The sequence below is a fragment of the Faecousia intestinalis genome (genome assembly GCF_040096185.1).
Lineage (GTDB): Bacteria > Bacillota > Clostridia > Oscillospirales > Oscillospiraceae > JAZOXB01.
The window spans coordinates 17,421-41,872 of record NZ_JBBMFF010000205.1 but is presented as its reverse complement, the minus strand read 5'-3'; the positions used below and the strand labels follow the sequence as shown (position 1 = coordinate 41,872).

At 60.1% G+C, this 24,452-nt stretch carries 27 protein-coding genes and 2 tRNA genes; 15 read left to right on the top strand and 14 right to left on the bottom strand.

What is annotated here, in order from left to right:
* Window positions 1-2 precede the first annotated feature (2 nt).
* From aguB to yqeC, 5 genes are read right to left on the bottom strand one after another with little or no spacing between them, the layout of a single operon-like run.
* Window positions 3-902, bottom strand: coding sequence for an N-carbamoylputrescine amidase (gene aguB, locus WMO66_RS06975; RefSeq protein WP_349135685.1), 900 nt, complete (start codon window positions 900-902; stop codon window positions 3-5).
* On the bottom strand, window positions 899-2,023 hold the full coding sequence (gene aguA, locus WMO66_RS06970; protein WP_349135684.1) for an agmatine deiminase: 1,125 nt from the start codon (window positions 2,021-2,023) through the stop codon (window positions 899-901). The genes aguB and aguA overlap by 4 nt, the downstream gene beginning before the upstream one ends.
* A gap of 12 nt (window positions 2,024-2,035) precedes the next feature.
* A complete protein-coding gene (locus WMO66_RS06965; protein WP_349135683.1) occupies window positions 2,036-2,815 on the bottom strand; it encodes an IclR family transcriptional regulator in 780 nt (259 codons plus the stop codon).
* An 11-nt stretch (window positions 2,816-2,826) separates the two neighbouring features.
* Entirely contained in the window at window positions 2,827-3,621 is a 795-nt protein-coding gene (gene yqeB / locus WMO66_RS06960) for a selenium-dependent molybdenum cofactor biosynthesis protein YqeB (RefSeq protein WP_349135682.1), read from the bottom strand.
* Window positions 3,609-4,244 (bottom strand): selenium cofactor biosynthesis protein YqeC, encoded by a 636-nt coding sequence (yqeC, locus tag WMO66_RS06955; protein ID WP_349135681.1) that lies wholly within the window; start codon window positions 4,242-4,244, stop codon window positions 3,609-3,611. The genes yqeB and yqeC overlap by 13 nt, the downstream gene beginning before the upstream one ends.
* Window positions 4,245-4,355: 111 nt before the next feature.
* Between yqeC and WMO66_RS06950 the strand changes: the two genes are divergently transcribed.
* Window positions 4,356-4,727, top strand: coding sequence for a winged helix-turn-helix domain-containing protein (locus tag WMO66_RS06950; RefSeq protein WP_349135680.1), 372 nt, complete (start codon window positions 4,356-4,358; stop codon window positions 4,725-4,727).
* A gap of 57 nt (window positions 4,728-4,784) precedes the next feature.
* On the opposite strand, the gene WMO66_RS06945 is transcribed toward WMO66_RS06950, so the two are convergent.
* Window positions 4,785-4,964, bottom strand: coding sequence for a hypothetical protein (locus WMO66_RS06945; protein ID WP_349135679.1), 180 nt, complete (start codon window positions 4,962-4,964; stop codon window positions 4,785-4,787).
* 562 nt (window positions 4,965-5,526) lie between these two features.
* On the opposite strand from WMO66_RS06945, the gene WMO66_RS06940 reads away from it, so the two are divergent.
* The 9 genes from WMO66_RS06940 (at window position 5,527) to WMO66_RS06900 (ending at window position 14,334) form a co-directional block, all read left to right on the top strand.
* Window positions 5,527-6,279 (top strand): putative ABC transporter permease, encoded by a 753-nt coding sequence (locus WMO66_RS06940; RefSeq protein WP_349135678.1) that lies wholly within the window; start codon window positions 5,527-5,529, stop codon window positions 6,277-6,279.
* Window positions 6,269-6,844 carry a TetR family transcriptional regulator gene (locus WMO66_RS06935; RefSeq protein WP_349135677.1) on the top strand — a complete coding sequence of 192 codons (576 nt, stop codon included), beginning with the start codon at window positions 6,269-6,271 and terminating at the stop codon, window positions 6,842-6,844. Before WMO66_RS06940 ends, WMO66_RS06935 begins: the two co-directional genes overlap by 11 nt.
* Window positions 6,845-6,983: 139 nt before the next feature.
* The gene (locus tag WMO66_RS06930; RefSeq protein WP_349135676.1) at window positions 6,984-7,388 is read left to right on the top strand and encodes a hypothetical protein; all 405 of its coding nucleotides are present in this window, start codon (window positions 6,984-6,986) and stop codon (window positions 7,386-7,388) included.
* Window positions 7,385-9,217 carry an ATP-dependent zinc metalloprotease FtsH gene (ftsH, locus tag WMO66_RS06925; RefSeq protein ID WP_349135675.1) on the top strand — a complete coding sequence of 611 codons (1,833 nt, stop codon included), beginning with the start codon at window positions 7,385-7,387 and terminating at the stop codon, window positions 9,215-9,217. Before WMO66_RS06930 ends, ftsH begins: the two co-directional genes overlap by 4 nt.
* On the top strand, window positions 9,210-9,746 hold the full coding sequence (locus tag WMO66_RS06920) for an HdeD family acid-resistance protein (protein WP_349135674.1): 537 nt from the start codon (window positions 9,210-9,212) through the stop codon (window positions 9,744-9,746). Before ftsH ends, WMO66_RS06920 begins: the two co-directional genes overlap by 8 nt.
* Before the next feature lie 21 nt (window positions 9,747-9,767).
* Complete coding sequence (locus WMO66_RS06915) at window positions 9,768-11,537, top strand: ABC transporter ATP-binding protein (protein WP_349135673.1); 1,770 nt, start codon at window positions 9,768-9,770, stop codon at window positions 11,535-11,537.
* Window positions 11,537-13,342, top strand: a complete 1,806-nt coding sequence (locus tag WMO66_RS06910) for an ABC transporter ATP-binding protein (protein ID WP_349135672.1) — start codon at window positions 11,537-11,539, stop codon at window positions 13,340-13,342. The genes WMO66_RS06915 and WMO66_RS06910 overlap by 1 nt, the downstream gene beginning before the upstream one ends.
* A 315-nt stretch (window positions 13,343-13,657) precedes the next feature.
* Window positions 13,658-14,122: a GNAT family N-acetyltransferase gene (locus WMO66_RS06905; RefSeq protein WP_349135671.1), complete on the top strand. Its 465-nt coding sequence runs from the start codon at window positions 13,658-13,660 to the stop codon at window positions 14,120-14,122.
* Window positions 14,089-14,334, top strand: a complete 246-nt coding sequence (locus tag WMO66_RS06900) for a hypothetical protein (protein ID WP_349135670.1) — start codon at window positions 14,089-14,091, stop codon at window positions 14,332-14,334. The genes WMO66_RS06905 and WMO66_RS06900 overlap by 34 nt, the downstream gene beginning before the upstream one ends.
* A gap of 208 nt (window positions 14,335-14,542) precedes the next feature.
* On the opposite strand, the gene WMO66_RS06895 is transcribed toward WMO66_RS06900, so the two are convergent.
* A complete protein-coding gene (locus WMO66_RS06895) occupies window positions 14,543-15,058 on the bottom strand; it encodes a hypothetical protein (RefSeq protein WP_349135669.1) in 516 nt (171 codons plus the stop codon).
* A gap of 375 nt (window positions 15,059-15,433) precedes the next feature.
* Window positions 15,434-15,525: transfer RNA gene (locus WMO66_RS06890), tRNA-Ser, on the bottom strand.
* A gap of 241 nt (window positions 15,526-15,766) precedes the next feature.
* Between WMO66_RS06890 and nifS the strand changes: the two genes are divergently transcribed.
* From nifS to WMO66_RS06870, 4 genes are read left to right on the top strand one after another with little or no spacing between them, the layout of a single operon-like run.
* A complete protein-coding gene (gene nifS / locus WMO66_RS06885) occupies window positions 15,767-16,954 on the top strand; it encodes a cysteine desulfurase NifS (RefSeq protein ID WP_349135668.1) in 1,188 nt (395 codons plus the stop codon).
* Window positions 16,955-16,967: 13 nt separating this feature from the next.
* The gene (nifU, locus tag WMO66_RS06880) at window positions 16,968-17,399 is read left to right on the top strand and encodes a Fe-S cluster assembly scaffold protein NifU (RefSeq protein ID WP_349135667.1); all 432 of its coding nucleotides are present in this window, start codon (window positions 16,968-16,970) and stop codon (window positions 17,397-17,399) included.
* Window positions 17,347-18,459 carry a tRNA 2-thiouridine(34) synthase MnmA gene (mnmA, locus tag WMO66_RS06875; RefSeq protein WP_349135666.1) on the top strand — a complete coding sequence of 371 codons (1,113 nt, stop codon included), beginning with the start codon at window positions 17,347-17,349 and terminating at the stop codon, window positions 18,457-18,459. The genes nifU and mnmA overlap by 53 nt, the downstream gene beginning before the upstream one ends.
* 13 nt (window positions 18,460-18,472) lie before the next feature.
* Window positions 18,473-18,886 carry an RrF2 family transcriptional regulator gene (locus tag WMO66_RS06870; RefSeq protein WP_349135665.1) on the top strand — a complete coding sequence of 138 codons (414 nt, stop codon included), beginning with the start codon at window positions 18,473-18,475 and terminating at the stop codon, window positions 18,884-18,886.
* 209 nt (window positions 18,887-19,095) lie between these two features.
* Here WMO66_RS06870 and WMO66_RS06865 read toward each other — a convergent pair whose 3' ends face one another.
* The gene (locus WMO66_RS06865) at window positions 19,096-20,337 is read right to left on the bottom strand and encodes a hypothetical protein (protein WP_349135664.1); all 1,242 of its coding nucleotides are present in this window, start codon (window positions 20,335-20,337) and stop codon (window positions 19,096-19,098) included.
* A 158-nt stretch (window positions 20,338-20,495) separates the two neighbouring features.
* A tRNA-Arg gene (locus tag WMO66_RS06860) sits at window positions 20,496-20,571 on the bottom strand.
* Window positions 20,572-20,749: 178 nt separating this feature from the next.
* On the opposite strand from WMO66_RS06860, the gene WMO66_RS06855 reads away from it, so the two are divergent.
* Window positions 20,750-21,352 carry a hypothetical protein gene (locus WMO66_RS06855; protein WP_349135663.1) on the top strand — a complete coding sequence of 201 codons (603 nt, stop codon included), beginning with the start codon at window positions 20,750-20,752 and terminating at the stop codon, window positions 21,350-21,352.
* A gap of 66 nt (window positions 21,353-21,418) precedes the next feature.
* Here WMO66_RS06855 and WMO66_RS06850 read toward each other — a convergent pair whose 3' ends face one another.
* The 4 genes from WMO66_RS06850 to WMO66_RS06835 all read right to left on the bottom strand — a co-directional run bounded on the left by WMO66_RS06850 (window position 21,419) and on the right by WMO66_RS06835 (window position 24,423).
* Window positions 21,419-22,564, bottom strand: a complete 1,146-nt coding sequence (locus WMO66_RS06850) for an aldo/keto reductase (RefSeq protein ID WP_349135662.1) — start codon at window positions 22,562-22,564, stop codon at window positions 21,419-21,421.
* 112 nt (window positions 22,565-22,676) lie between these two features.
* Complete coding sequence (locus tag WMO66_RS06845; RefSeq protein ID WP_349135660.1) at window positions 22,677-23,639, bottom strand: C40 family peptidase; 963 nt, start codon at window positions 23,637-23,639, stop codon at window positions 22,677-22,679.
* Window positions 23,640-23,669: 30 nt separating this feature from the next.
* Window positions 23,670-23,960 carry a hypothetical protein gene (locus WMO66_RS06840; RefSeq protein WP_349135659.1) on the bottom strand — a complete coding sequence of 97 codons (291 nt, stop codon included), beginning with the start codon at window positions 23,958-23,960 and terminating at the stop codon, window positions 23,670-23,672.
* Window positions 23,961-24,177: 217 nt separating this feature from the next.
* Window positions 24,178-24,423: an IreB family regulatory phosphoprotein gene (locus WMO66_RS06835; RefSeq protein ID WP_349135658.1), complete on the bottom strand. Its 246-nt coding sequence runs from the start codon at window positions 24,421-24,423 to the stop codon at window positions 24,178-24,180.
* Between the last annotated feature and the right edge of the window lie 29 nt (window positions 24,424-24,452).

The following is a 24,452-nucleotide window of genomic DNA, read 5'->3' as shown; positions in this document are numbered from 1 at the left end:
CTTTATCGCGTCAGATCATCCTGTGCGCGGTGGGTGATGGCGCCGTAATATTCCGGGCGGCGGTCACGGAACAGGCCCCACGAGCTGCGGCTCTCGAGCAGCGCGTCGAGGTCATAGGTCTGCAGCAGCACGGCCTCCGCATCGCGCGGGGCGCACTGCAGCAGCGCGCCGGTCTCATCCGTCAGGAACGACGAGCCGTAGAAGCACAGCTCCGAGCGCTGGCCGCCGTTTTCGGGGCAGGGGAGCACGGCCTCCGTGCCGATGCGGTTGGCCGCAATGACGGGCATGAGATTCGCCGCAGCGTGGCCCTGCATGCAGCGCTGCCAGTGCGGCATGGAGTCGCATTCCAGGATCGGCTCCGAGCCGATGGCCGTGGGATAGAGCAGCAGCTCTGCCCCGAGCAGGGCCATGGACCGCGCCGTCTCCGGAAACCACTGATCCCAGCAGATGCCGACGCCGATGCAGCCGAATTTCGTCCGGAACACGCGGAAGCCGGTGTCGCCGGGCGTGAAATAGAACTTTTCCTGATAATAATGGTCGTCGGGAATGTGCGTCTTGCGGTACGTCCCGAGCAGTGTGCCGTCCGCGTCGATGCAGGCAACGGTGTTGTAGAAATTGTTGCAGTCGCGCTCAAAGAAGCTGATGGGCAGCACAATGTGCAGCTCCCGCGCCAGACGGATTCCCATCTGCACGGCGGGATTTTCGTCCGTCGGCGTGGCATAGGCGTAAAAATCGTAGCGGCGCTGCTGGCAGAAATACTCCCGCTCAAACAGCTCCGGCAGCAGGACGACCTGCGCACCCTGCCCGGCGGCCTGCCGCACGAGGCGCTCGGCCGTGCGCAGATTTTCGGCGGGATCGGGGACGCAGCACATCTGGATGGCTGCCACGGTGATATTTCTCATAATTTCGCTCCTTCCGGGATCTGCTGCGTGATGCAGTGGATATTGCCGCCGCCCGTTAAGATCTCGCGGGCATAGACGGAGATGATGCGGCGCTCCGGGAACAGTCCGGCCAGAATGGCCGCGGCCTGCGCGTCCGACGCGGCGTTCTCGCCGCCGAATGCGGGCAGCACAATGGCTCCGTTTGCGCAGTAGTAGTTCACATAGGATGCGGCCAGCCGTTCGCCGGCCTCGCGGACGTCCTCGCCGTCTTCAAACGTATAGCCCTCGAGGTCCTCCTGCGTGACAAGGACCGGCACGCGGGGGATGGGCAGCTTATGCACGCGGATGCGGCGGCCCTGCGCGTCCGTCTCGCCCTCCAGATAACGCAGGCAGGCCTGCGAGCAGGCATACTGCGGGTCTGTGGGATCGTCCGTCCACGCGAGCACGACCTCACCCGGCCGCACAAAGGCGCAGACGTTGTCGACGTGCTCGTTCGTCTCGTCGCCGTCGATGCCGCGCGGCAGCCACAGAACCTTTTTCGCGCCGAGCATACGGCAGAGTGCTGCGGCGATCTCGTCCTTCGTGAGCTGCGGATTGCGCCCGGCACTCAGAAGGCAGGCCTCTGTGACGAGCAGCGTGCCCTCGCCGTCGCTGTGGACGGCACCGCCCTCCATCACGAACGGCGCGGCATCATAGCCGCGAAAGCCGAGCATATCCAGCAGGCCGCCCGCGAAGGCATCGTCCTTCTCCCAGTGGGCGTACAGGCCGTCGACCTCGCCGCCCCAGGCGTTGAAGCGCCAGTTGACGCCGCGCACCGCGCCGTCGGCGGCCCGGCGGACAAATGTCGGGGCAACGTCGCGCGCCCAGGCATCGTCGCTGTCAAGGTCCAGCAGGCGGACGTTGGCCATTCCGGCGAGCATCCGTTCGGCCGAGGGGCGCGAGTGCGGATTCACGGCGACATAGACCGTCTCACTCTCGGCAATGGCGGCGATAACGCTGCGGAACGCTTTGCGTGCGGCGGCTGCGCCGTTTTTCCACGAGCCGGGGCGCTCCGGCCAGATCAGAATGCAGCCCTGATGCGGAGAGAACTCTGCGGGCATGGAAAAGCCGTCCCGCTGCGGCGTTGTTGGTTCATACTGCATAGGATCCCCCTCTTATATACCGCCCGGGGCGCGATGGCCCAGCAGGGCGGAGAGATTCTGCGCCGTTTCCATCACGGCGGCTCGCATGGAGGCGAATTCTGCAGCCGGTGTTCCGGCAATGCAGATGACGCCGATGGCATAGCGGCATGGCCCGTCACCCTCGTAGATGGGCGCGGCCACGGATTTCAGGCCCAGCCGGTATTCCTCGTGCTCCTCGGCATAGCCGCCGCGGCGAATGGCGGGGAGCTGCGCCAGAAGCTGCTCCGGGGCCGTCACGGTGTGCGGCGTGCAGACCTGCAGCGGCCGCCTGCGCAGCAGGGCCTCTGCCTCGTAGACTGGCATGGCGGACAGAATGGCCTTGCCCTGCGAGCTGGCGTGCACCGGCAGGCGCGTGCCCGTCTCCGAGGTCATGTGGAAGCCGCGCTGCGGGGCTTCGCAGGCGACGAGGATGAGCTCATCACCGGACAGGCGGGCCAGATGGACCGACTCGCCGAGGCGCGCGGCCATGGCGCGCAGATGGGGGCGGCAGAGCTCCGGAACGCTCCAGCCCTGCCGGACGGCGCTGCCCAGCTCGAAGAGATGATAGCCGAGGCGATATTTCCCGTCGGTCGGATTCTGCTCCACGACGGCGGAGTCCAGCATGGTGGCAAGCAGTCCGTGGATCGTGCTCTTGGCCCAGCCGGTCCGCTGCTCCAGCTCGTGCAGCGAGAGGGGACTGTCCGCTTCCCAGAAGCAGTCCAGCAGGCGAATGGCCTTTTCAATGGAGTGAACGCGTCTTCCGCGGCTTTCCATAACGGCCTCCCTCAGGCGCGGAGCGCTCCGGTGAGCGAAAGGATCGCTTCCAGAACGCCGCCGCCGATGGCAAGCGCCTTGTCCGAGACAAGGTCGCAGTATTCGCGCTTTCCGCGCGGGTCGACATCGCCGGACTTCATGCCGCGCGTGACGGGGGTGCCGTCCGGCAGGATGCCGCGCAGCATGCCGTCGATCTGGCAGAGCATGGGCACGCCGTTTACCGTACCAGCTATGTCGCCCGTGCGGACAGATGTGCCGATCTCGAGCTTCTGCACAAAAATGCCGTCCGCCGGGGCGCGCAGCACGCGCTCTCCGGCAAAGCCGCCGATAAGGCCGGGAATGTTCGTGTTCGGCAGGGGAGAGCCGTGATACAGCGCCCGGCCGAGCGTGTGGCCGCGCATGGTCTCCACGGCGGCATGGCAGTCCTCACCTGCCGTGAAGCCGGGCCCGACGCCGATGACGCAGGGCGCGTCCGTGATGCGCGTGCCGAGATTCTTTTTGGCCAGAATGGCGTCGACGACGACATCCGGGCGCAGGGCCGTGCGGCACTTCGCCTCCGGATCGGCCAGAACGGGGAGCTCTCCGGCAGCCAGAATGGCGGCGGCGTTCTCCGGTGCGGCGCAGAAGCGGGCCGTGACGTCCTCGACCGTCATGCTGCCGTAGACGATGGCCTGCGAAAAGCAGACGGTTCGCCGGATGGCGGTCGGCTGCGGAAGGTCCGTCATGACGACGGATAGATGGGCGTGGTGCAGACGCAGCGCAATGCCGGAGGCGAGGTCTCCGGCGCCGCGGATCAGAACGAGCATGATATGATTTCTCCTTTTCGTAAGCTGGCGAGGACGGCCGGGCAGTGCAGCCGGTCCAGCAGGGCCGTGCCGTCGGCGGCATCGGCCTGATTGAGCAGCACCCGCGTGTGAAGTGCCTCGGTCTCGAGCACGCGCGTGGCGCGCTCCGGCGTGGCAATGTCCTCCGGTGCACAGCCAGCCAGCCCGGCATAGCGCTCCGGCCGGTGCGCAGCCTCTGCAATAGGGCGGCCAAGCCCCGTCAGCCCGAGCACGGCGATGACCTGCCCGGCCTCCTGCGGCAGGACCGGCTCGTGGGACAGGTGAGCCTTGAGCGGCAGCCCGCGGGAGCCGTCGGCCTCCACGAGCACATAGTCGGCAAGCGTACAGAGCTCGGCCCAGCTCTGCTCCGGCGGGCCGAATTTTCCGTCGCCGCACGGTGTTCCCACGATGGCGGGCGTGCCGGGCGCAACGGTGCCGACGCGCGTCTGCAGGGCAGGGACCTGCCGCATATGCGTCGAGGTCGCGATGATGACGCGCGCGGCGGAAAGCTCGTCCGCCAGACGGCAGACGAGGGAGGTCTTGCCGCCGCTGCCCATGACGGCGGTCAGGCCGGGGCGAATTTCCAGCGCTTCGGAAAATAGCATAACAGGACACGACTCCTTGTGATCTCTTTGCCACTGACTATAGCACATTCTGCCCGATTCGTCAACTCCGCCGCGCTTGACGCGGCCCGTGCGGTGTGGTATACTGAAGCTATGGACAAGAAATTAAGGCCGGTTATCAGCATCCGGATCTTTCGGGAAACAAAATGCTTCGGCCCCGGTGTTGCGGAGCTCCTGCGCCATGTGCGCGAGGCGCATTCCCTGCGGGGCGCGGCCATGACCATGGGCATGGCCTATTCCAAGGCGTGGACCATCGTAAAGCAGGCGGAGCGCGAGCTGGGCTTTCCGTTGCTCGTCTCGGTGACGGGCGGGCGGCACGGCGGCGGCGCGGAGCTTTCTCCAAAGGCCGAGCGTCTGCTTGCGGCCTATGGGGACTACTGCGCCCGGATGCGGGCCTTTGCCGCCGAGGAATTCGGCCGCGCGTTTGCGGAATTCGCGGAGGAGCCGCAGGCGGAATCAGAATAAACAGAAAAACCGGGCGATCTCGCCATGCGGGATCGCCCGGCATATTTTTGTGCGGAATTATTCCTGCCCCTCGGGCTTTTGTTCCTCCTTGGGAGAATCGTCGCTATTGGCCCACTCATCGGCCTTTTCCATGCCGACCTTGGCCGTGCGGATGAGCATCTTGCCCAGACCTGCGAAGGCGTGACCCAGATCGGAACCGGCTTTCTTCCATTCCTTCTTGACGTTTTCGTTATCCATTGTGAACGCCTCCTTTCTGACCTTTAGTATATCCCGGAATCGGAGATTTGTCAATGCGGCACGGTTCTTTTCTGCACCCGGCGCGCATATATCCTTCTGCGGAGGTGGAATCATGCGCAAAACGGGAACGGGCAGGCTGTGGACAGCGGCCGCTGCCGCTGTTTTCTGGACGGGCGCGGTGCTTTCCGGGCTTCTGCTGCTGCCTGCGCTCGTGTGCTGCGGCCTGAGCCGCCTGATCTGGAGCGCGGCGGAGCGGCTGCAAAATGCATTAACATTACACGGGAATCCAGACTGCCAAAAAATCTGCCAGACCAAAAGTTTCGGAGGGAAGAAAAGTGTGAAAGGAAACCGTCAGGGTGTCCTTTCCCGTTCCATAACCCGCCGCAGCGGCAGAATTGCAAAATAAGATACAGCAAAATTATATTTTGCAATTCTGGAAGCAGCTTGGCAAAAAAGCCCCGGAGGGACTTTTTGACAAACTGAATCATCACCCCTTGCGTTTCGGGCGAAAACAGAATATAATGATGTCGACGAAACCGAGCGCGTGGCGCATGGAGGAACCATGAATATTTTTCTGACGCTTGCCTTCCTGTTTTTCATCGGTGCAACGCTGGGCTGGGTGCTGGAGCTGCTGTTCCGCCGCTTTTTCTCTTCGGCGAACCCGGAGCGCAAGTGGATCAATCCCGGCTTCTGCGTCGGACCATATTTGCCGCTGTATGGCTGCGGTCTGTGCTTTCTCTACCTGATCGCCTCGCTGGAGCAGTTCAGTATTATCCGCGACCCGTTCTGGAATCGCGTGGTCCTGTTCCTGATCATGGCGGTGTGCATGACCGTGACGGAATATTTCGCCGGTCTCATCGCCCTCAAGGGCTTCCATGTCCGCCTGTGGGACTACAGCAAGCAGTGGGGCAATATTCAGGGCCTCATCTGCCCGAAATTCTCGCTGGCGTGGGCCATTCTCGGCGCGGCGTATTATTTTCTGATCCATCCGCGTATCCTGCACGCTATTGACTGGCTTTCGCGCAATCTGGCGTTCTCCTTTGTCATCGGCCTGTTTTACGGCGTGTTCCTCATCGACGTCGTCTACTCCACGAAGCTCATCCACCGTATCAAGAAGCTCGCAGATGAGAATGAGGTTATCGTCAAGTATGAAAACCTCAAGGCACACGTCCGCAGCGTGCACGACCGCTCCGCGCAGAAGGCAAGCTTCTTCTTCCCACTGCGCTCGGAGCGCCCCTTGAACGAACATCTGCGCGAGCTGCGTGAAACGTTGGAGCAGCGCCGCCGCACGGGAGGGAAAAAGCATGCCGGATGATCGCAAAGAGCTCATTGCAGCCGCGGCAAGGCGGCTTCTCCTGCGCCGGGACGGCAAAAAGCTGACCGTGACGGATATTGTGAACGAATGCCATATCACAAGACAGACGTTCTACTATCATTTTGAGGATATCCCGGATCTGCTGCTGTGGATGATGAAGCGAAACCTGAAGCGCAGCATGCAGGAGGCCTCCATGCAGAGCACGCCGGAGGAGAGCCTGAAATACCTGATCACGCTGTCGCTCAGCTCCCGTCTGTTTGTGGAAAAGGCCATGCACGCCGGCTATCGGGAAGAGCTGGAGCGGCTCGTGACGCAGTCGTTCAACTCGCTCATCGAGCGCATCCTGCGGCGGTGGCATTTCCCGCCGGGCTGCACGCGCGAGCAGATGAGCCTGATGCTGCGCTACCATCTCAACGCTGTGGTGGGCCTGATGCGCAGCTGGACGGAGGAGGACTCGGCGCACATCGACGAGACCGTGCGCGATATCTACCGGATGATGGCAGCCAGCATGAACGCCTTTGCGCCGGGCGGTGCGACGCGCCTGCCGGAAAAATTGAAGGATTGAAGGATTTGACAGCTGAGTCGAAGTGTAAAAAACCTTTACACTTCGGCTTTTTTGTCTATACAGGCCTGCGAAAGTGTAAATTGCGTTTCCCGGGCCGACGGGGTAAAATACGGGAGCAAACGGAAAGGAGTGCTGGAACATGGAACAGGACATGCTGGCGGGAAAGCTGGCAGAGGTAGACGCCCAGCTTGCGGGCGTGCATGCAAAGCTGCAGTCAGCCGCGCAGATGGAAAGCGCCGAGCTGGATGCCGCCATTGCGCAGACGCGCGAGGAGACGGCACAATGCGCCCATGCGCTGGCGGAGCGCCTGCGCCACAGCCGCGCGCATCAGGTCGGCGAGATCGCCGATGCGTTTGAGGAGATCCGCGAAATTGTCCGCCGCGTGCAGACCGAGGTCCGGCGCGGCGATGAGAGCGGAGAGGAGATGCAGCTCCTCTTCGCGGAATATGCGATGGACTTTGCCATGCAGGCGGCGCGCCATGCGCTGCTTGTGGCGCTCGAGGCCATCCGCGATGAACAGAGGAAAGGAAGTGCTGCAGAATGAAGGAAGTCAAATCACCGAAAAAGCCCCTGCTGTATTACTACGGCATCGTGCTTCTGATCATTGCGCTGTTCAATCTGCTCGTAACGCCGCTGCTGAACCGCCGCAGCATCGAGGAGGTCGACTACGGCACGTTCATGAGCAAGATCGAGGCCCAGCAGATCGAAAAGGTCGAGATCGACGACGATGAGATCTATTACACGGAAAAGGGCGGCAAGACCGTCTACTGCACGGGCGTCATGGACGACCCGAGCCTGACGGAGCGGCTGTATGCCTCCGGCGCGACGTTCAGCCGCGATGTGCAGAAGACGATGTCGCCGCTGCTGAGCTTTTTCCTGACGTCCATCGTGCCGCTGCTGCTGTTCCTGGCGCTTGGCCGTTATGTGGGCAAGAAGCTCGTGGAGCAGGCGGGCGGCAAGAATGCCATGGCCTTCGGTAAGAGCAACGCCAAGGTCTATGTGCAGTCCACGGCCGGTATCCACTTCAGCGATGTGGCAGGCGAGGACGAGGCCAAGGAGAGCCTTGCGGAGATCGTCGATTATCTGCACGATCCGAAGAAGTATACGGACGTCGGCGCCTCCATGCCAAAGGGCATCCTGCTCGTCGGCCCTCCGGGAACCGGCAAGACCATGCTGGCCAAGGCTGTCGCGGGTGAGGCGAATGTGCCGTTCTTCTCCATTTCCGGCTCGGAATTCGTTGAGATGTTCGTGGGCATGGGCGCATCAAAGGTGCGCGATCTGTTCAGTCAGGCCAAGGAAAAGGCCCCGTGCATCGTGTTCATCGATGAGATCGATGCCATCGGCAAAAAGCGTGATGGCCAGTTCGGCGGCAACGACGAGCGGGAGCAGACCCTGAACCAGCTGCTGACCGAGATGGACGGCTTCGAGGGCAACAACGGCGTGATGATCCTCGCCGCGACGAACCGCCCCGAGTCACTCGATCCGGCGCTGACGCGTCCGGGCCGCTTTGACCGCCGTGTGCCGGTCGAGCTGCCGGACCTGAAGGGCAGAGAGGCCATCCTGCGCGTGCATGCGCGCAAAATCCGTGTGGGCGACGATGTGGACTTCCACACCATCGCGCGTATGGCGGCGGGCGCTTCCGGCGCAGAGCTTGCAAATATCATCAACGAGGGCGCGCTGCGCGCCGTGCGCGACGGCCGCAAGACCGTCACCGAGGCGGACCTTGAGGAGAGCATCGAGACTGTCATCGCGGGTTATCAGAAGAAAAACGCCGTGCTGTCGGATCATGAAAAGCGCGTCGTGTCCTATCATGAGATCGGCCACGCGCTCGTGGCGGCCCTGCAGACGGACTCCGCGCCCGTGCAGAAGATCACGATCATCCCGCGCACGTCCGGTGCGCTGGGCTACACCATGCAGGTCGAGCAGGGCGAAAAGAACCTGATGACCCGCGGCGAGCTTCTGGCCAAGCTGGCTACGCTGACCGGCGGCCGCGCGGCCGAGGAGGTCGCGCTCGGTGAGATCACGACCGGCGCTTCGAACGACATCGAGCAGGCCACGCGCATCGCGCGCGCCATGATCGCGCAGTACGGCATGACGGATGAATTCGACATGGTCGCCATGCAGACCACGCGGAATCAGTATCTGGGCGGCGATACGTCCATGAGCTGCTCGGAGCAGACGCAGCGCGAGATCGACCGCAAGGTCGTTGAGCTGGTCCGCACGGAGCATGAGCGGGCGCACAGCCTGCTGACGGAGCACCGCGCGCTGCTGGATCAGCTGGCACAGGTGCTGTATGAAAAGGAAACGATCACCGGTGAAGAATTCATGCGGATCCTTCACGCGGCGCAGAAGGAGGAAGAGCATCATGCGTGACCGTTCCGGCTTTGGCTGGCTGGCGCTCATCGTCAGCATCCTGCTCGTGCTGCTCGGCATTGCGACCTTTATCTGGCCGGAGGCGGCGCTCGAGAGCTTTGTGATGGTCTATGGCGTACTTGCCGTGGCCACGGGAATCATGGACATTGCGTTTTATGCGCGCGTGGAGCGCCATACGGGCTTCGGCCCGATGACGGCGCTTGTCAGTGGTATTCTGAGCGTGATGTGCGGCTTCATGCTGCTGGTCTATCCCTCTGCCGGGCAGTGGGCCATGACCCTGCTGTTCCCGTTGTGGTTCCTGACGCACTGCATCTCCAACCTGACGCACTTGAACTGGGTGCGCCTGACGGCGGGCCGCGCGAGCTATACAATTTCACTCATTCTGAATATCCTCGGCATCGTGCTGGCAACGCTCATGCTGCTGCACCCCGTGCTGTCGGCCGTTTCCATGAGCCTGACGATCGGCTTCTATCTCATCCTGCTGGGCGTGGACGGCATCGTGCTGGCGCTCAGCGGTATGGGCAGATAATTTCTGGAAGGAAATCCTGTTATGCTTAGACTACTCAAACAAATGAAGGCGAAACAGTGGATCATGGCGCTGCTGTGCGTTGCACTTATTCTGGGCCAGATCTACTTTGACCTCCGCCTGCCGGATTATATGAGCGATCTGACCGTGCAGATCAAAACGCCGGGCAGTACCGTTTCGGACGTGCTGCACACCGGCCTTGAGATGCTGGCCTGCACGCTCATCAGCGCGGTAATGGCCATCCTCTGCGGCTATCTCAATGCACAGGTCGCGGCAGGCTTCAGCTATCACATCCGCGAAAGCGTGTTCCAGAAGGTTGCGGACTTCGGTCAGAAGGAGATGCTGGAATTCTCCGTGCCGAGCCTCATCAACCGCACGACGAATGATATCACGCAGATCCAGATGTTCGTTGCCATGGGCATGCAGACCATGATCAAGGCCCCTGTCATGGCCGTGTGGGCGGTCATCAAGATCGTCAACAAGAGCTGGACACTGTCTGTGATCACGGCGGGCTTTGTCGTGGCGCTGCTGGCCCTGATGCTTATCGTCGTCCTCGTCATTCTGCCGCGGGTCAAGCGCGTGCAGAAGCTGACGGATAACATCAACCTCATTTCCCGGGAAAATCTGACCGGCATCAACGTGGTCCATGCCTACAATGCCGAGGAATACCAGGAGGACAAGTTCGAGAAGGCCAACGATGTTCTCATGCGCACGCAGCTGTTCAACCAGCGCGCCATGGCGCTGCTGATGCCGGCGGTCGGCCTAGCCATGAACGCCCTGTCGCTGACGATCTACTGGGTCGGCGCGGCGATTGTGAACCGCGTATCCGCAACGGACCTTGCCGGGCGCATTTCGACATTCGGCGATATCGTGGTGTTCGGCACCTATGCGACGTATATCATCATGTCGCTTATGATGCTCGTCATGATCCTCGTTCTGCTGCCGATGGCGCAGGTCTCTGCCGTCCGCATCAACGAGGTGCTCGATGCGCCGATCTCCCTGCATGAGGGAAAGATGACCGAAGCGCCGGAGCAGGGGACCGTGGAATTCCGCGATGTCTCGTTCCGCTATCCGTCCTCGTCCGGCGACGTGCTCGAGCATGTGAGCTTCCGCGCAAACAAGGGCGAGACCGTCGCCTTCATCGGTGCGACCGGCAGCGGCAAAACGACGCTTGTCAGCCTTGCGGCCCGCTTCTATGACGCAACGGAGGGGCAGGTGCTCATCGACGGGCAGGATGTCCGCAGCTACAGCTTCGATGCGCTCTACGACCGCATCGGTTATGTGACGCAGCGGGCCATTGTGTTTGCGGGCGACGTGCGCAGCAATGTGCTGTTCGGCGAAAGCAGCGCCCCGCAGGACGACGAGTCCGTGCAGCGCGCGCTCTCGCTGGCGCAGGCCACGGAATTTGTGGACAAGCTGCCCGGCAAGCTCGATGCGCCGATCGCACAGGCGGGCGCAAACGTCTCCGGCGGCCAGAAGCAGCGCCTTTCCATCGCGCGCGCACTGGCCCGCAAGCCGGAGATCCTCATCTTTGATGATTCGTTCTCCGCGCTGGATTACCGCACCGATGCCAGCCTCCGCGCCGGTCTGGCGCGCGAGCTGAGCGACACGACCTGCCTGATCGTGGCGCAGCGCATCGGCACGATCCGTCATGCCGACCGCATCGTCGTGCTGGACGAGGGCCGTGTGGCCGGGATCGGCACGCACGACGAGCTGATGAAGAACTGCAGCGTTTACCGTGAGATCGCCATGTCGCAGCTCTCTGCGGCAGAGCTGGAAAAGGAGGGAGTCTGATGGCAATGGGACCGATGGGCGGGCGCGGCATGCGCCCTGCTGAGAAGAGCAAGCGCGGCCTGCGCGGCGTGCAGCTTGAGCTGTTCTCTTATTCCGAGAGGATCAAGCTCCCAATGCTGATCGCGCTGGTGCTCGCGGCCGCGGGCGCGGTGCTGACGATTCTCGGGCCGAATCAGCTCAGCAAGATCACGAATCTGATCTCCGATTCTTTGATGGGGGAGATCGACCTCGCGGCCATTGGCCGCGTGGCGGGCGTGCTGCTCGGCATCTATGCGCTCAGTGCCCTGCTGACCTATATCGAGCACTATATCATGGCGACCGTGACGCTCGGCCTCTCGAAGCAGATGCGCCGCGACCTGTGCGCCAAGATCAACCGCGTGCCCATGAGCTGCTTCAACCGCATTGCGCACGGCGATATCCTCAGCCGCGTGACGAACGATGTCAGTACGCTGCAGCAGGCTCTGTCCAACAGCCTGCCGTCCATGATCAGCGCCGTGGCCCAGCTTACGGGCTGCGTCATCATGATGTTCGTGACGGAGTGGCGCATGGCGCTGGCTGCCATCGCGGCGACAATGATCGGCTTTGTGTTCATGTTCCTCATCATGAAGCGCTCGCAGAAATACTTTGTCGACCGGCAGGAGAGCCTCGGCACGCTGAACGGCTATATTGAAGAGATGTATTCCGGCCATGACGTCGTGCGCATTTCGCGCGCGAATGACAGGATCAAGGAGACATTCCGCGGCATGAACCGCGCTGTCTATGAGGCAAACCGCAAGAGTCAGTTCCTTTCCGGCATCATGCAGCCGCTGATGAACGTCATCGGCAACCTCGGCTATGTCGCCGTGTGCGTGCTGGGCGCTGCGCTCGTGATGAACGGCAGCATCAAGTTCGGTGTCATCACGGCCTTCATCCTCTATGTGCGCCTGTTCACCTCGCCGCTGACGACGATCGCGCAGGGCATGACGCAGCTGCAGTCCGCCGCGGCGGCGGGCGACCGCGTGTTTGATTTCCTGCAGGAGCCGGAGCTGCCGGACGAGTCGAAGAATCTGCCCGCGCCGCAGCCGGTGCGCGGTGAGATCGAGTTTGACCACGTCCGCTTCAGCTACCCCGATCACCCGGAGAAGACGATCATCCATGATTTCTCTGCCCATGTTGCGCCGGGGCAGAAGGTCGCCATCGTCGGTCCGACCGGCGCCGGAAAGACAACGATGGTCAATCTGCTCATGCGCTTCTATGATCTGGACGGAGGCGACATCCGCATCGACGGTATCTCCACAAAGGATATGAGCCGCGAGGAGGTGCACGGCCTGTTCGGCATGGTCCTGCAGGATACCTGGATGTTTGAGGGCACGGTCCGCGAGAATCTTGTCTACAACAGGACCGGCGTTTCGGACGAAACGCTGGAGCGCGCCTGCCGCGCCTGCGGTATCTATCACTTCATCGAGACGCTCCCGCACGGGTTTGACACGGTTCTCCGCGAAAACGTCGCCATTTCCGCCGGACAGAAGCAGCTGTTCACCATTGCCCGCGCCATGGTGCAGAACAGCCCGATGCTCATCCTCGATGAGGCAACGTCCTCCGTCGATACCCGCACCGAGCTTTTGACGCAGCGGGCCATGGATACACTGACGGAGCACCGCACGAGCTTCGTCATTGCCCACCGCCTCTCGACGATCAAAAACGCGGACCTCATCCTCGTGATGAAGGACGGCGACATCATCGAGCAGGGCACACACGAGAGCCTGCTGGCTGCAGGCGGCTTCTATGCCGACCTCTATAACAGCCAGTTTGAGCAGGCGTCCTGAACGGAACGAAAACAGAACCGCCGGAGCCGCTGCGAGGCAGCCGCTCCGGCGGTTTTTGCCATAGATTCTCCGCATGGGCATCAGCCGGTCTTGCCGGATTGACAGGATCGCCCTTCCGACATATAATAAAAATGGTACGATTTTCCGCTTCCCTGCAGCAGAAAACCGCAGATATGCGGACCCGTTCCCCAAAGCCTGGAGAACTGCCGCCCATAGTTGCCATCCAGTATGGCAGCCGGACAAAGAAGCATGGGCAGTATATCAACACGAATGGGAAGGTGCAGGGCCGTAAAGCAAAGCAGAAGGAGGAAACCAATGAACATCACGATCCGCCGCATGCGGCCTGATGACGTGGACGCGCTGTACCGCCTGCTGTCCGATCAGGCGGTCATGCGTTATCTGGAGCCGCCCTATGACCGGGCACAGGCCGAGGTGTTTCTGCGCACGGCGGGATTGGCGGAGCCGCCGCTCGTGTATGCCGCCGAGGAGAACGGCGCTTTTCTCGGCTATGTGATCTATCACGCATATGATGCGGAAAGCGTGGAGATCGGCTGGGTGCTGTTCCCGGAATCCTGGGGGCGCGGCTATGCCTCGGCGCTGACAGACCTGCTGATCGGCCGCGCGCGGCGGGAGCAGAAGGACGTCGTGCTCGAATGTGACCCGGCGCAGGAGGCCACAAAGCGGATCGCGGTCAAAAAAGGCTTTCACGACTGCGGGATCAGCGACGGACTGGCAGTATACCGGCTATGCGGCAAAAATCAAAATGCGGGGAGCAGCTGATCCGTGCCGACAATCCGCAGGTCTATGACCGGCAGGGCTATCTCGACCGGGTGCTGTCCTCCTCGTATTCTCTGCAAGAGAGCGACGGGCGCTATGCAGCCTATCTGGAGGAGATTCATGCGATCTTTGACCGCTGGGCAGAGAACGGCCGGATCGTGATCCCGACGGCAACGGTCGCGTACGTCGGGGCGTATTCGGCGGTTGGGGAATGAAGAATGAATCATGAAGACTGAAAAGTGAAGAATACAGGAAAAAGACCTGTCGACGAACGTCAACAGGTCTTTTTCCTGGCGGAGAACAAAGATTCGTGCGATAAGGAACAGGTGCCAAACTCGAAAAAGCTAGAGAAACAAGCTAGTTGGATATCGAAAGATTATATGTACATAGATAAGACCGGTGAGCGTTTTGTGGTGAAAGCTGTCAATCCCACAGGGCAGAAAAATGGGTACGGTAGAATTTTGCCATCTCGTCTCCTTCGTCCGTAATATGATCCCTGATATAATTTGCGTGTTCCGTCTGCTCTGCCGGATCTATTTCAGCATATCTGTGGATGATGATATTGCCAAGGGATTCCTCCCGCAGAATTTCGCTGTATACATCGGCAATGCTCTCGCATTGAGATACGGGAACATCATGTTCGCTCTCCCATGAGTGCCCTTTTCCGTGTGTCAGTCCATCCGTCGAGTCAAGAAGATAAATATAACCCTGCCGGCCCTTGTAGAGGGATTCCAGTTGATTTGGAAAACGCTCAAAATAGTGCTGCCTGCCGTCCGCACCAACGCCCATGGTGACAAAGTTTTCAGCCTTGATTCTGCAGCAAACCAGCGCATAGCATCTGTCCTCGCTGAAATATGCAACAAGTCTGCCGGTGGAATGGGATTTTGAATTTGCCTTGATCGTGTGCAGTCCGGATATACATGAACCGTGGTAAATCATAATATTCCTCCCCCAATTGCATTATCTATCGTCATTGTATCACGCATGAATGCACCGTGCAATAAAAAACCACCGTAATTCTGTCAAAATTACGGCGGACATATAGCAGAGAACAAAATAACGTGCTTTGAACAGATGAATTTGAACTTATGAAAGAACGGTTTTGTGAAATATTTCGCTGGCGCAAAATATGAAATGCGCGTTGATACGCGCGTGAAATTTTCTGCTTTGCAGAAAGTGAAATAAAATCCACCCACCGCCGCAGCGATATCACACGCCGAAGGCGGATATCACACCGCGGAGCGGTATTTCCCTCACCCGCAAGGGTGGATTATACTGAAAAAGAGCACTTGCATCAGCAAGTGCTCTTTTTCCTGGCGGAGAGGGCGGGATTCGAACCCGCGAGACGCTTTTAACGCCTACACGATTTCCAGTCGTGCGCCTTCGGCCAGCTCAGCCACCTCTCCACTTTGCGCCGATATCAGATCACTGAAATCAGCTTGCATATCATACTCGATTTTTCGCCAAAAGTCAAGTCTTTTCTGAGATTTTTTCGCGAAGTTGCGGGAAACTGCGGACTACCCATTGACTTTGTGGGTAAAATATGATATCATCCTATTAACCTACCGGGATGATGGGAAATTCTTCCGGAGGCATCTTACAATTCCAACTCCGGCCCGGCCGGAGACACCATAAAGGAGAATCCACATGAACGTTTATGCTGACAATGCTGCCACCACGCGGATGAGTCAGGCCGCCGTGGATGCCATGCTGCCCTTCCTGCGCGAGAGCTATGGCAACCCCTCGAGCCTGTATACGCTGGGGCAGAAGGCTGCGGAGTCCCTGCAGGCTTCGCGCGAGACGATGGCAAAGTACCTTGGCTGCGACGCCCGGGAGATCACGTTCACGTCCGGCGGCAGCGAGGCGGACAATCAGGCCCTGCTGACGGCGGCCACGCTCGGCGCGCGCAAGGGCAAAAAGCACATCATCTCCACCGCCTTTGAGCATCATGCCATCCTGCACAGCCTGAAGCGGCTGGAGAAGCAGGGCTTTGAGGTCACGCTGCTCGATGTTCATGAAAACGGCCTCGTCACGGCCCAGCAGGTCGCGGACGCCATCCGCGAGGATACCTGCCTCGTGACGGTCATGTATGCAAACAACGAGATCGGCACGATCCAGCCGATCGCCGAGATCGGTGCGGTCTGCCGCGAGCGCGGCGTCCTGTTCCACACCGATGCGGTGCAGGCTGCCGGTCATCTGCCCATCAACGTCCGCGAGCAGAACATCGACATGCTCTCGCTTTCTGCCCACAAGTTCCACGGCCCGAAGGGCGTCGGCCTTCTGTACGCGCGCAAGGGCATTTTCCTGACGAACCTCATCGAGGGCGGCGCCCAGGAGCGCGGCAAGCGCGCCGGTACCGAGAACGTCGGCGGCATCGCCGGCATGGCTGCGGCTTTCCGCGAGGCCTGCGAGCATATGGATGAGAACATCGCCAAGGTCACGGCCCTGCGGGACAAGCTCATCGACGGCCTGTCGAAAATTCCGCACTGTGCGCTCAACGGCGACCGCGAGCATCGCCTGCCCGGCAATGTGAACTTCTGCTTTGAGGGCATCGAGGGCGAGTCCATGCTCCTGCTGCTCGACGGCAAGGGCATCTGTGCCTCGTCCGGCTCCGCCTGCACGTCCGGCTCACTCGACCCGAGCCACGTTCTGCTGGCCATCGGTCGCCCGCATGAGGTCGCGCACGGCTCGCTGCGTCTGACGCTCTGCGAGAGCAACACGGAAGCGGAGATCGACCATATTCTGGCCTGCGTGCCGGAGATCGTCGCCTATCTGCGCGGCATGTCCCCGGTCTGGCGCGATCTGGTCGAGGGCAAGAAATCGTTTATTCTCTGAGGAGGAATCAGTTATGGCACTGTATAGCGAAAAAGTGATGGACCATTTCCAGCATCCGCGCAATGTCGGCGTCATTGAAAACGCAGACGGCATCGGCGAGGTCGGCAACGCCAAGTGCGGCGATATCATGAAGATCTACCTGAAGATCGATGACGACAAAATCTCCGACGTCAAGTTCGAAACCTTCGGCTGCGGCTCCGCCATCGCCTCGAGCTCCATGGCAACGGAGCTCATCAAGGGCAAGCCCCTGTCTCAGGCCCTTGAGCTGACGAACAAGGCTGTTGCCGAGGCGCTGGACGGACTGCCCGCGTACAAGATGCACTGCTCCGTTCTGGCGGAGGAGGCCATCAAGGCAGCGGTGAAGGACTACTACGACAAGCACGGCATCGCTTATGACGAGTCCAAGTTCCCGGACTGCTCGCATTGTGACCACTGTGAAGCCTGAGAAGATCTTGATCGCGATGAGCGGCGGCGTGGATTCCAGCGTCGCCGCCCTCCTGCTATCTGAGGCAGGCTGCGAATGTGTCGGCGCAACGATGCGGCTGTTCCACAATGAGGACGCCGGGGTATCGCGCGAAAAGAGCTGCTGCTCGCTCGAAGACGTCGAGGATGCGCGCAGCGTGGCCTATCAGCTCGGTATGCCGTTCTATGTGTTCAATTTCACGGACGGCTTCGGCGAGCAGGTGATGGACCGCTTTGTGGATGCCTATGAGCGCGGCGCGACACCGAACCCCTGCATCGACTGCAACCGCTACATGAAATTCGCCAAACTCGTCGAGCGCGCGGAGTTGCTTGGCTGTGATGCCGTCGCCACGGGGCACTATGCCCGCATCGAGCAGGAAAACGGCCGCTGGCTCCTGAAAAAGGCCGTGGACGACAGCAAGGATCAGAGCTATGTGCTGTATTTCCTGAATCAGCGCCAGCTGGCGCATCTGCGCTTCCCGCTCGGCACGCTGCACAAGACCGAGGCGCGTGAGATTGCCGAGAAGCATGGCCTTGTGAACGCCAGAAAGCGCGACAGTCAGGATATCTGCTTCGTACCGGACGGAGACTATGCCCGCGTCATTGAGCTGCGAACCGGCCAAAAGGCGAAGCCCGGCCCATTTGTGGACCGTGAGGGCCATGTGCTTGGTGAGCACGCAGGCATCATCCACTATACGATCGGCCAGCGAAAGGGACTGGGCCTCGGCATCGAGCATCCGTATTATGTCTGTGAGAAGCGCCCGGAGGACAACACCGTCGTGCTCGGCCCGAATGAGGCCCTGTTCACCACGGAGCTGGATGCGGGCGATTTCAACTGGATCGCCTATGAAACGCCGCCCGCTGAGCTGCACGTCAAGGCAAAAATCCGCTACCGTCAGCAGGAACAGCCCGCGACCGTCACGCAGAATCCGGACGGCACGGTGCATGTCTCGTTCGACGAGCCGCAGCGCGCCATTGCACGCGGGCAGGCCGTTGTGCTGTATGACGGCGATACCGTCGTTGGCGGCGGAACGATCCTCTGAGGAGAAATACGCAATGATGATTTCAACAAAGGGCCGCTATGCGCTGCGCGTCATGATCGATCTGGCGGAAAGCGGGCTGGAGGAATATGTCCCCCTGAAGGAGATCGCAGACCGCGAGGAGATCTCCAGAAAATATCTGGAGAATATCATGACCGTCCTGTCGAAGGCTGGGCTCGTCGATGCTATTCACGGCAAGGGTGGCGGCTACCGGCTGAATCGCCGACCGGAGGAATACACCTTGGCCGAAATTTTGAACCTGACGGAGGGCACGCTGGCCCCTGTTTCGTGCATGGAAAACGGTCAGTGCTCCTGCGACCGCACGCAGGACTGCCGCACGAAACCGATCTGGACGGAGCTGGACAATCTCATTCAGAATTATCTGGAAAGCGTAACGCTTGCGGCGTTCCTGACACCACATTTGAGCTAAGGAAACTCTGAATAAATCATCTGCGGTGGATGGCGGATATTTTCCGCCAATCCATCGGTTTGAAAAACTTGAAATACACAAAGTATTCCTGCATTTTTCAAACCTTGACTTGACAGAAAATCTCTCGCCATCCACTCTTGCTGATTTAATCAGAGCTTCCCTAAATTTTCCCGGCTGCCATCATTTGGCAGCCGGGCTGATTTTATGGGTCAGACGAGCGGGATGAGCTCGGTGCCGCCTTCCTCAATGGCATGGGTCGCGCCGCCCTGATCCGCGTCCGCGAAGAAGTACCAGCCGTTTCCGGCATAGGTGATGCTGAAAAAGCTCACGAGATAGTCGTCCGTATAGTAGGCGTTCGGATAGTATTGGCTGCTGCCGTCTGAGAACGTCCCGAAGGGATCGAAGCGGAGACAGTTGTTGAAGCAGACGATCTCGTCCCCATTTTTGCCGAAGCAATATCCAAGGCGCTGCAATTTGGCGCTGTCGAGCATGCTGTTTGTCGCAAGCTCAAGCGTTGAAAGGTCGTAGACGGAGTACTCGGCGCCGCGGTCGATGAGCTCATAGCGCGAGACGAGCAGCAGGGGCGTCCCGCTCCGGTCGTCCGTACCGGCGAGCATGGTCGTCGGATAGGTGCCGTTGCCCTCGATCGTGAGCAGCAGGCTGTCGGGATCGTCTGCCAGCGTGACCTGCAGGTCGGCGCGGCTGCCTCTGTTGTAGGTGTAGATCAGGTAATCGCCGGTCACGGCCGCTTCACGGATGTCCTTGTCGAAGACGATGCAGTTTTCCTCCTCGGGTACTGCGCCGATCTTTGCGCGGAACAGACCGTTTTCGCCGGACTTCGTGTAGTACATCCAGCCGCCGCGCAGGGCGCGGATGCCGATGGAGAGGGCAGCGCCTGTGAACGTCTGCGACTCGACCATGCCGTAGTCGGCCGCCATGCCGTCCCGGCCCTCGGCCAGATCGACATAGCACGACTGCCCGCCGCTGCTCAGGTACATCCTCCCGGCGTCCGTGATGCCAATGATGCGGACGTCGCCCCGGATCTGCGCTTCGCAGAAGAGCGTATAGTCCGTCATGTCCGTGGTCGTGCGGCAGAGATTGTCGTCCCGGTCCACATAATAGAAATAGCCGCCGTATTCCACGGCCAGCGCGTCATAGGGCGCGAGATATACTACGGTTTCCGGCCCCTCCCACACAGGCGGGTCCGTCTCCACGGGCGCCGGATCGGAGGACTCCTCTTCGCCGGCCCAGTCCTGCTCACCGGTGTCTTCTGCATTTTCCATGTTCTGCGTGTCTTCGGTGTCCGTTTGCGATCCTGTGGCCACAGGCTCCGTGGTGTGGGGTTTGTCGCCCCCACTGACGATCGGGGTAAGTTTGCTGCAGCCGAAAAGTCCGGCTGCAAGGGCGAGGGCCAGCAGCAGAGCGGCTGCTGTGCGGATGCATTTTCTCATGATTTTCTTTCTCCTCGTTCTGATTTGCGGGATACCGCGGCTATGATTATAGCGGAAAACAGGAGAAAGAAGAAAGTACAGGCGCATCATCCGCGTTTTTTTCGGCATAAACAACAAACGGGCCGACGAATGAATCGTCAGCCCGCCTGATCCGGAGATGGCACGCCGGAAGGGACTCGAACCCCCAACCCTCAGAACCGGAATCTGATGCTCTATCCATTGAGCCACCGGCGCATTTGCATCCATTATTATAGCAGATAGTTTGGACAAAGTAAAGAAGAAAAATGGGAAAACTTGCCGGGCAGGGGAGAGAACATCCGTCAAATTTCCGTGGAATGTATTGTTTTTCGCCGTTCCGCGTGCTATAATGAGAAAAAACTCCCGAATCGGGAGAGAATCGGGAGGAATGGCAATGGCAGCGACGACGGATAGCTTCCGCAGCTCCCTGCACGGCTTCAACCGCATGGATGTGGTGCAGTTCATTCAGAAGACGACGAGCGAGCACGAGCTGGAGCTGCGCCGCCTGGCGGAGGAGCGCACCCGCCAGCAGGAGGAGCTGGAGCAGCAGAAGAAGGAGCTTGCCGCCCGGCAGGAGGAGTCGGAGCGGCAGAAGCAGGAGCTTTCGCAGCTTCGCGCCGAGCTTGCCGAGCTGCGTGAGCAGAACGCTGCGCTCCGGCAGGCGCAGGAGCCCGCAGAGCGGCCTGCAGCGGCCGTTCAGAAGCCGCGCTATGATGAGATGGAGCTGACGGCTTACCGCCGTGCAGAGCAGACAGAGCGCATGGCGCGCGAGCGTGCCGCGGCCTCTGCCGTCCGGATGCGCAGCGCGTTCGAGCAGGCCGAGGAAAAGCTCAAGGCCAGACGGCAGGACATTACAGGCCTGTCCGATCGGTTCCACGCGGATTATGACCGTCTGAAGCAGGCGCTTGACAGTGTGCAGGACGTATTCCGCGAGTCCTCTGAGCGGCTGCATGCGGCAGCGGAGCTCTGCTCGGAGAAAAAGCCGGAAGAAAAATAAAAGATCGAAATGAAAATCACGCAGGCTGACAATCGGCCTGCGTGATTTGCTGTTTCAGAGGGGACTTCAGCAGCCGAACAGGGCTGCGGCCTTTTCCATCCGCTCCGCAATGGGCACGCCGAACGGGCAGCGGGACTCACAGGAGCGGCAGCCGATGCAGGCCGAGGCGGTGTGCTCCAGCGCCTCGTAGTGCGAGCGCACGGTGGCGGGGACCTCCGGCTGCATGGTGGCGAGATCGTAGAATTTGTTGATCATGCCGATGTCGAGGCCGGCAGGGCAGGGCTTGCAGTGCCCGCAGTAGGTGCACTGGCCACGATAGGCGTGGAGCGGCGCGTTGGCGATGACCGAAGCGAAGTCCTTTTCCTCGCGCGAGGCGTTCTCGTAGGCAACGGCCTGATCGACCTGTTCCTTCGTGTCATAGCCGCATAGGACCGAGCTGACGGCAGGGCGGGTCAGGGCATAGTGGATGCACTGCACCGGCGTCAGGCTTACGCCGAACGGGGAGCGCTTCGCGTCGAATAGCCTGCCTCCGGCGAAGGGCTTCATCACCGTGATGCCGACGTCGTGCTGCTCGCAGATGCTGTAGAGCGCTGCGTGCTCGGGATCGATCCCCTTGAGCTCTGCGCTGAATTCCTCCGCGAACAACGTGTCGCTATCCTCACTGGCGGGCAGCATATCGAAGGCGGGGTTGATGCTGAACAGGATCATCTCGACATAACCGGACTCCGCAGCCAGCTTTGCGACCTTCGGGTTATGGGAGCTGATGCCAATATGGCGGATGACACCGGCCTTTTTGAGGCCCATGATGTAGTCCAGATAATCCGAGTGCTGGATCTGCGCCCAATCCTGCTCGGAGTCCACATAGTGGATCATGCCGAGATCGATGTAGTCCGTCTGCAGGCGCTGCAGAAGGTCTTCGAACGCCGGGCGCACGTATTGTATGTCTCGGCTTCGGAAATATTGACCGTCTTTCCAGGTGGAGCCGATGTGGCCCTGGATATACCAGTGACTGCGGTTGTCCCGGATGCCTTTGCCGATGATATCCCGGGATGTCGGGTCTGCCATCCAGCAGTCGAGAATGTTGATCCCCTGTGCGGCGGCGTGGTGGATCAGCTCAATGCCCTCTGCCTCGGGGTGCCGCTCCAGCCATTCCCCACCGAAGCCAATCTCACTGACCTGCAGCCCGGTCTTTCCCAATCTTCTGTACCTCATGATGGTTACTCCTCCCACTATATTTGCTTCATTATACCATGGGAAATGCGTGGTATCAACTGTAAAAAAACCTGCGCAGGAGCTTATCCTGCGCAGGGGAGTATGTTCCGCTTTAGCCGACGATGCGGCGGGCACCGATGTAACGGGCTGCGTACCAGCTTTCCGAGAGGCTCGAGATCTTGACGCCGGAGCGGGAATTGGCCGCGTGGACGAATTCGCCGCCGCCGATGTACATGCCGACATGGGAAGCGGACGAGCCGCTGCCGAAGAAGACGAGATCACCGGGAATCAGGCTGTCATAGGAGACGTAGTAGCCGTTTGCGAGCTGAGCGGTCGCGGTGCGGTTGATGCTGTAGCCAAACTGGCGGTAGATATACTGCACAAAGCCGGAGCAGTCAAAGCCGGAGGGAGAAGTGCCGCCGTAGACGTAAGGATAACCGACGAACGACATGCCGTAATTCGCGATCTGCGTGCCAAGTGAGGTGCTGCTCGAAGAGCTGCTGCCCGAGGAATAGGAATCGTCATAGCCGGTGGCGGAGGAGTAGCTCGAGCCGCTGCTCGAGGAACCGCTGTTGCAGTAGGGCTTTTCCAGCAGGGTGACGAGGTCGCTGCGGATGTAGCCGATCTGGCCGTTGTACTTCACCTTGTACCAGCCGCAGTTGAAGCCGAAGATGAAGACCTTCGCGCCGCTGCCGGCCTGATCGACAAGACCGGAGGAAGTGGACGGGCCGCTGCGGATATTGGCGAGATAGGGATCGACGGAGCCGTAGCCCAGCTCGATGTTCTCGCGCTCCTTGAAGGTGATATAGTCGGAGTGCATGTAGCCGATCTTCAGATTGTAGTTGACCAGATACCAGTCTCCGACCTGACGGATGACTACGACGTTGTCTCCGTTGTGCGCCGTCGAGAGAATATCGGAGCTGGTAGAAGCCTGAGAGCGAAGGCGAAGGCCGCCGCTCGCTTCGACAATGCCGATGCCGGTTTTCAGCTCCGTGGCGCCTGCCGTGATCGCAAGCGCTGCAACAGCGGCGACCGTGGCGGCAAGGATCAACAGGACCTTGATCATCCGTTTCATGTAAAAGTACCTCCCAAACAGAAATTGTGCTTATTTTGCGTTCAGTGCACGTTCCAGCCACACACAGCCAACATCCAAAGCCGTGTAGAAGCCGTCCTTTTCCGTCTTCTTCACCACGCGGTCGCGCGCCTTGGCGGCGGGATCCGTGCGCTGGAGCTGGACGGAGACCTTTGTTGCAAGCTCGAGATCGTCGAGCTTTTTTGTTTCGAGGATCTGCAGCATGACGATGAATTCGTCTGCCATGGAACCGTAATAAACCAGATTGTCCTTCCGCATCAGGGGGTGGCCCTTGTAGGTGAGGACTTCATTTTTTTCGGACATTCGGGAACCTCCAAATAAAATGTAACCGAATTGTAACACATAGAAACCGAATTGTCAATAGCAAATTCGGAATTTCTGCCGATTTGTAATCATTGCGGCGGAAAGCGTTACAATGGTCCGGGAATGCGATGCTGGAACTGTCGGATGTTTTTTGCTTGGGAGGGCAGAAAAAGAGGGGAGGCCTCTACTTGCCGCAGAAGCCTCCCCGGGCGGGGAACTAATCAAACAGGTAGTGCCGGACAAGCTCCTGAAGAAGCTCGTCGCGATCGAGCTTGCAGATGAGGCTGCGAGCGTTATTGTGGTTGGTGATGTAGGTCGGATCCTCGGAAAGAAGATAGCCCACGATCTGATTGATCGGATTATAGCCCTTTTCTGTGAGGGAGCGATAGACCTCCGTGAGGATCTGCTTCATCTCCGCACTGTTGTCGACCGGCACGCTGAATTTGATCGTGTTATGATCCAATTACGTCCGCCTCCTTTCTTCCTTTCCTC

What these genes read in the sequence shown, in the direction of transcription:
- aguA (WP_349135684.1), bottom strand. Translation starts at nt 2,023, where the DNA reads ATGCAGTATGAACCAACAACGCCGCAGCGGGACGGCTTTTCCATGCCC.
- WMO66_RS06965 (WP_349135683.1), bottom strand. Translation starts at nt 2,815, where the DNA reads ATGGAAAGCCGCGGAAGACGCGTTCACTCCATTGAAAAGGCCATTCGC.
- WMO66_RS06870 (WP_349135665.1), top strand. Translation starts at nt 18,473, where the DNA reads ATGATGATTTCAACAAAGGGCCGCTATGCGCTGCGCGTCATGATCGAT.
- WMO66_RS06945 (WP_349135679.1), bottom strand. Translation starts at nt 4,964, where the DNA reads ATGGATAACGAAAACGTCAAGAAGGAATGGAAGAAAGCCGGTTCCGAT.
- WMO66_RS06910 (WP_349135672.1), top strand. Translation starts at nt 11,537, where the DNA reads ATGGCAATGGGACCGATGGGCGGGCGCGGCATGCGCCCTGCTGAGAAG.
- yqeC (WP_349135681.1), bottom strand. Translation starts at nt 4,244, where the DNA reads ATGCTATTTTCCGAAGCGCTGGAAATTCGCCCCGGCCTGACCGCCGTC.
- WMO66_RS06840 (WP_349135659.1), bottom strand. Translation starts at nt 23,960, where the DNA reads ATGTCCGAAAAAAATGAAGTCCTCACCTACAAGGGCCACCCCCTGATG.
- WMO66_RS06845 (WP_349135660.1), bottom strand. Translation starts at nt 23,639, where the DNA reads ATGAAACGGATGATCAAGGTCCTGTTGATCCTTGCCGCCACGGTCGCC.
- WMO66_RS06850 (WP_349135662.1), bottom strand. Translation starts at nt 22,564, where the DNA reads ATGAGGTACAGAAGATTGGGAAAGACCGGGCTGCAGGTCAGTGAGATT.
- aguB (WP_349135685.1), bottom strand. Translation starts at nt 902, where the DNA reads ATGAGAAATATCACCGTGGCAGCCATCCAGATGTGCTGCGTCCCCGAT.
- WMO66_RS06865 (WP_349135664.1), bottom strand. Translation starts at nt 20,337, where the DNA reads ATGAGAAAATGCATCCGCACAGCAGCCGCTCTGCTGCTGGCCCTCGCC.
- WMO66_RS06900 (WP_349135670.1), top strand. Translation starts at nt 14,089, where the DNA reads ATGCGGCAAAAATCAAAATGCGGGGAGCAGCTGATCCGTGCCGACAAT.
- WMO66_RS06930 (WP_349135676.1), top strand. Translation starts at nt 6,984, where the DNA reads ATGGAACAGGACATGCTGGCGGGAAAGCTGGCAGAGGTAGACGCCCAG.
- WMO66_RS06915 (WP_349135673.1), top strand. Translation starts at nt 9,768, where the DNA reads ATGCTTAGACTACTCAAACAAATGAAGGCGAAACAGTGGATCATGGCG.
- WMO66_RS06940 (WP_349135678.1), top strand. Translation starts at nt 5,527, where the DNA reads ATGAATATTTTTCTGACGCTTGCCTTCCTGTTTTTCATCGGTGCAACG.
- WMO66_RS06950 (WP_349135680.1), top strand. Translation starts at nt 4,356, where the DNA reads ATGGACAAGAAATTAAGGCCGGTTATCAGCATCCGGATCTTTCGGGAA.
- WMO66_RS06935 (WP_349135677.1), top strand. Translation starts at nt 6,269, where the DNA reads ATGCCGGATGATCGCAAAGAGCTCATTGCAGCCGCGGCAAGGCGGCTT.
- WMO66_RS06855 (WP_349135663.1), top strand. Translation starts at nt 20,750, where the DNA reads ATGGCAGCGACGACGGATAGCTTCCGCAGCTCCCTGCACGGCTTCAAC.
- WMO66_RS06895 (WP_349135669.1), bottom strand. Translation starts at nt 15,058, where the DNA reads ATGATTTACCACGGTTCATGTATATCCGGACTGCACACGATCAAGGCA.
- WMO66_RS06905 (WP_349135671.1), top strand. Translation starts at nt 13,658, where the DNA reads ATGAACATCACGATCCGCCGCATGCGGCCTGATGACGTGGACGCGCTG.
- nifS (WP_349135668.1), top strand. Translation starts at nt 15,767, where the DNA reads ATGAACGTTTATGCTGACAATGCTGCCACCACGCGGATGAGTCAGGCC.
- mnmA (WP_349135666.1), top strand. Translation starts at nt 17,347, where the DNA reads ATGACGAGTCCAAGTTCCCGGACTGCTCGCATTGTGACCACTGTGAAG.
- WMO66_RS06920 (WP_349135674.1), top strand. Translation starts at nt 9,210, where the DNA reads ATGCGTGACCGTTCCGGCTTTGGCTGGCTGGCGCTCATCGTCAGCATC.
- yqeB (WP_349135682.1), bottom strand. Translation starts at nt 3,621, where the DNA reads ATGCTCGTTCTGATCCGCGGCGCCGGAGACCTCGCCTCCGGCATTGCG.
- ftsH (WP_349135675.1), top strand. Translation starts at nt 7,385, where the DNA reads ATGAAGGAAGTCAAATCACCGAAAAAGCCCCTGCTGTATTACTACGGC.
- nifU (WP_349135667.1), top strand. Translation starts at nt 16,968, where the DNA reads ATGGCACTGTATAGCGAAAAAGTGATGGACCATTTCCAGCATCCGCGC.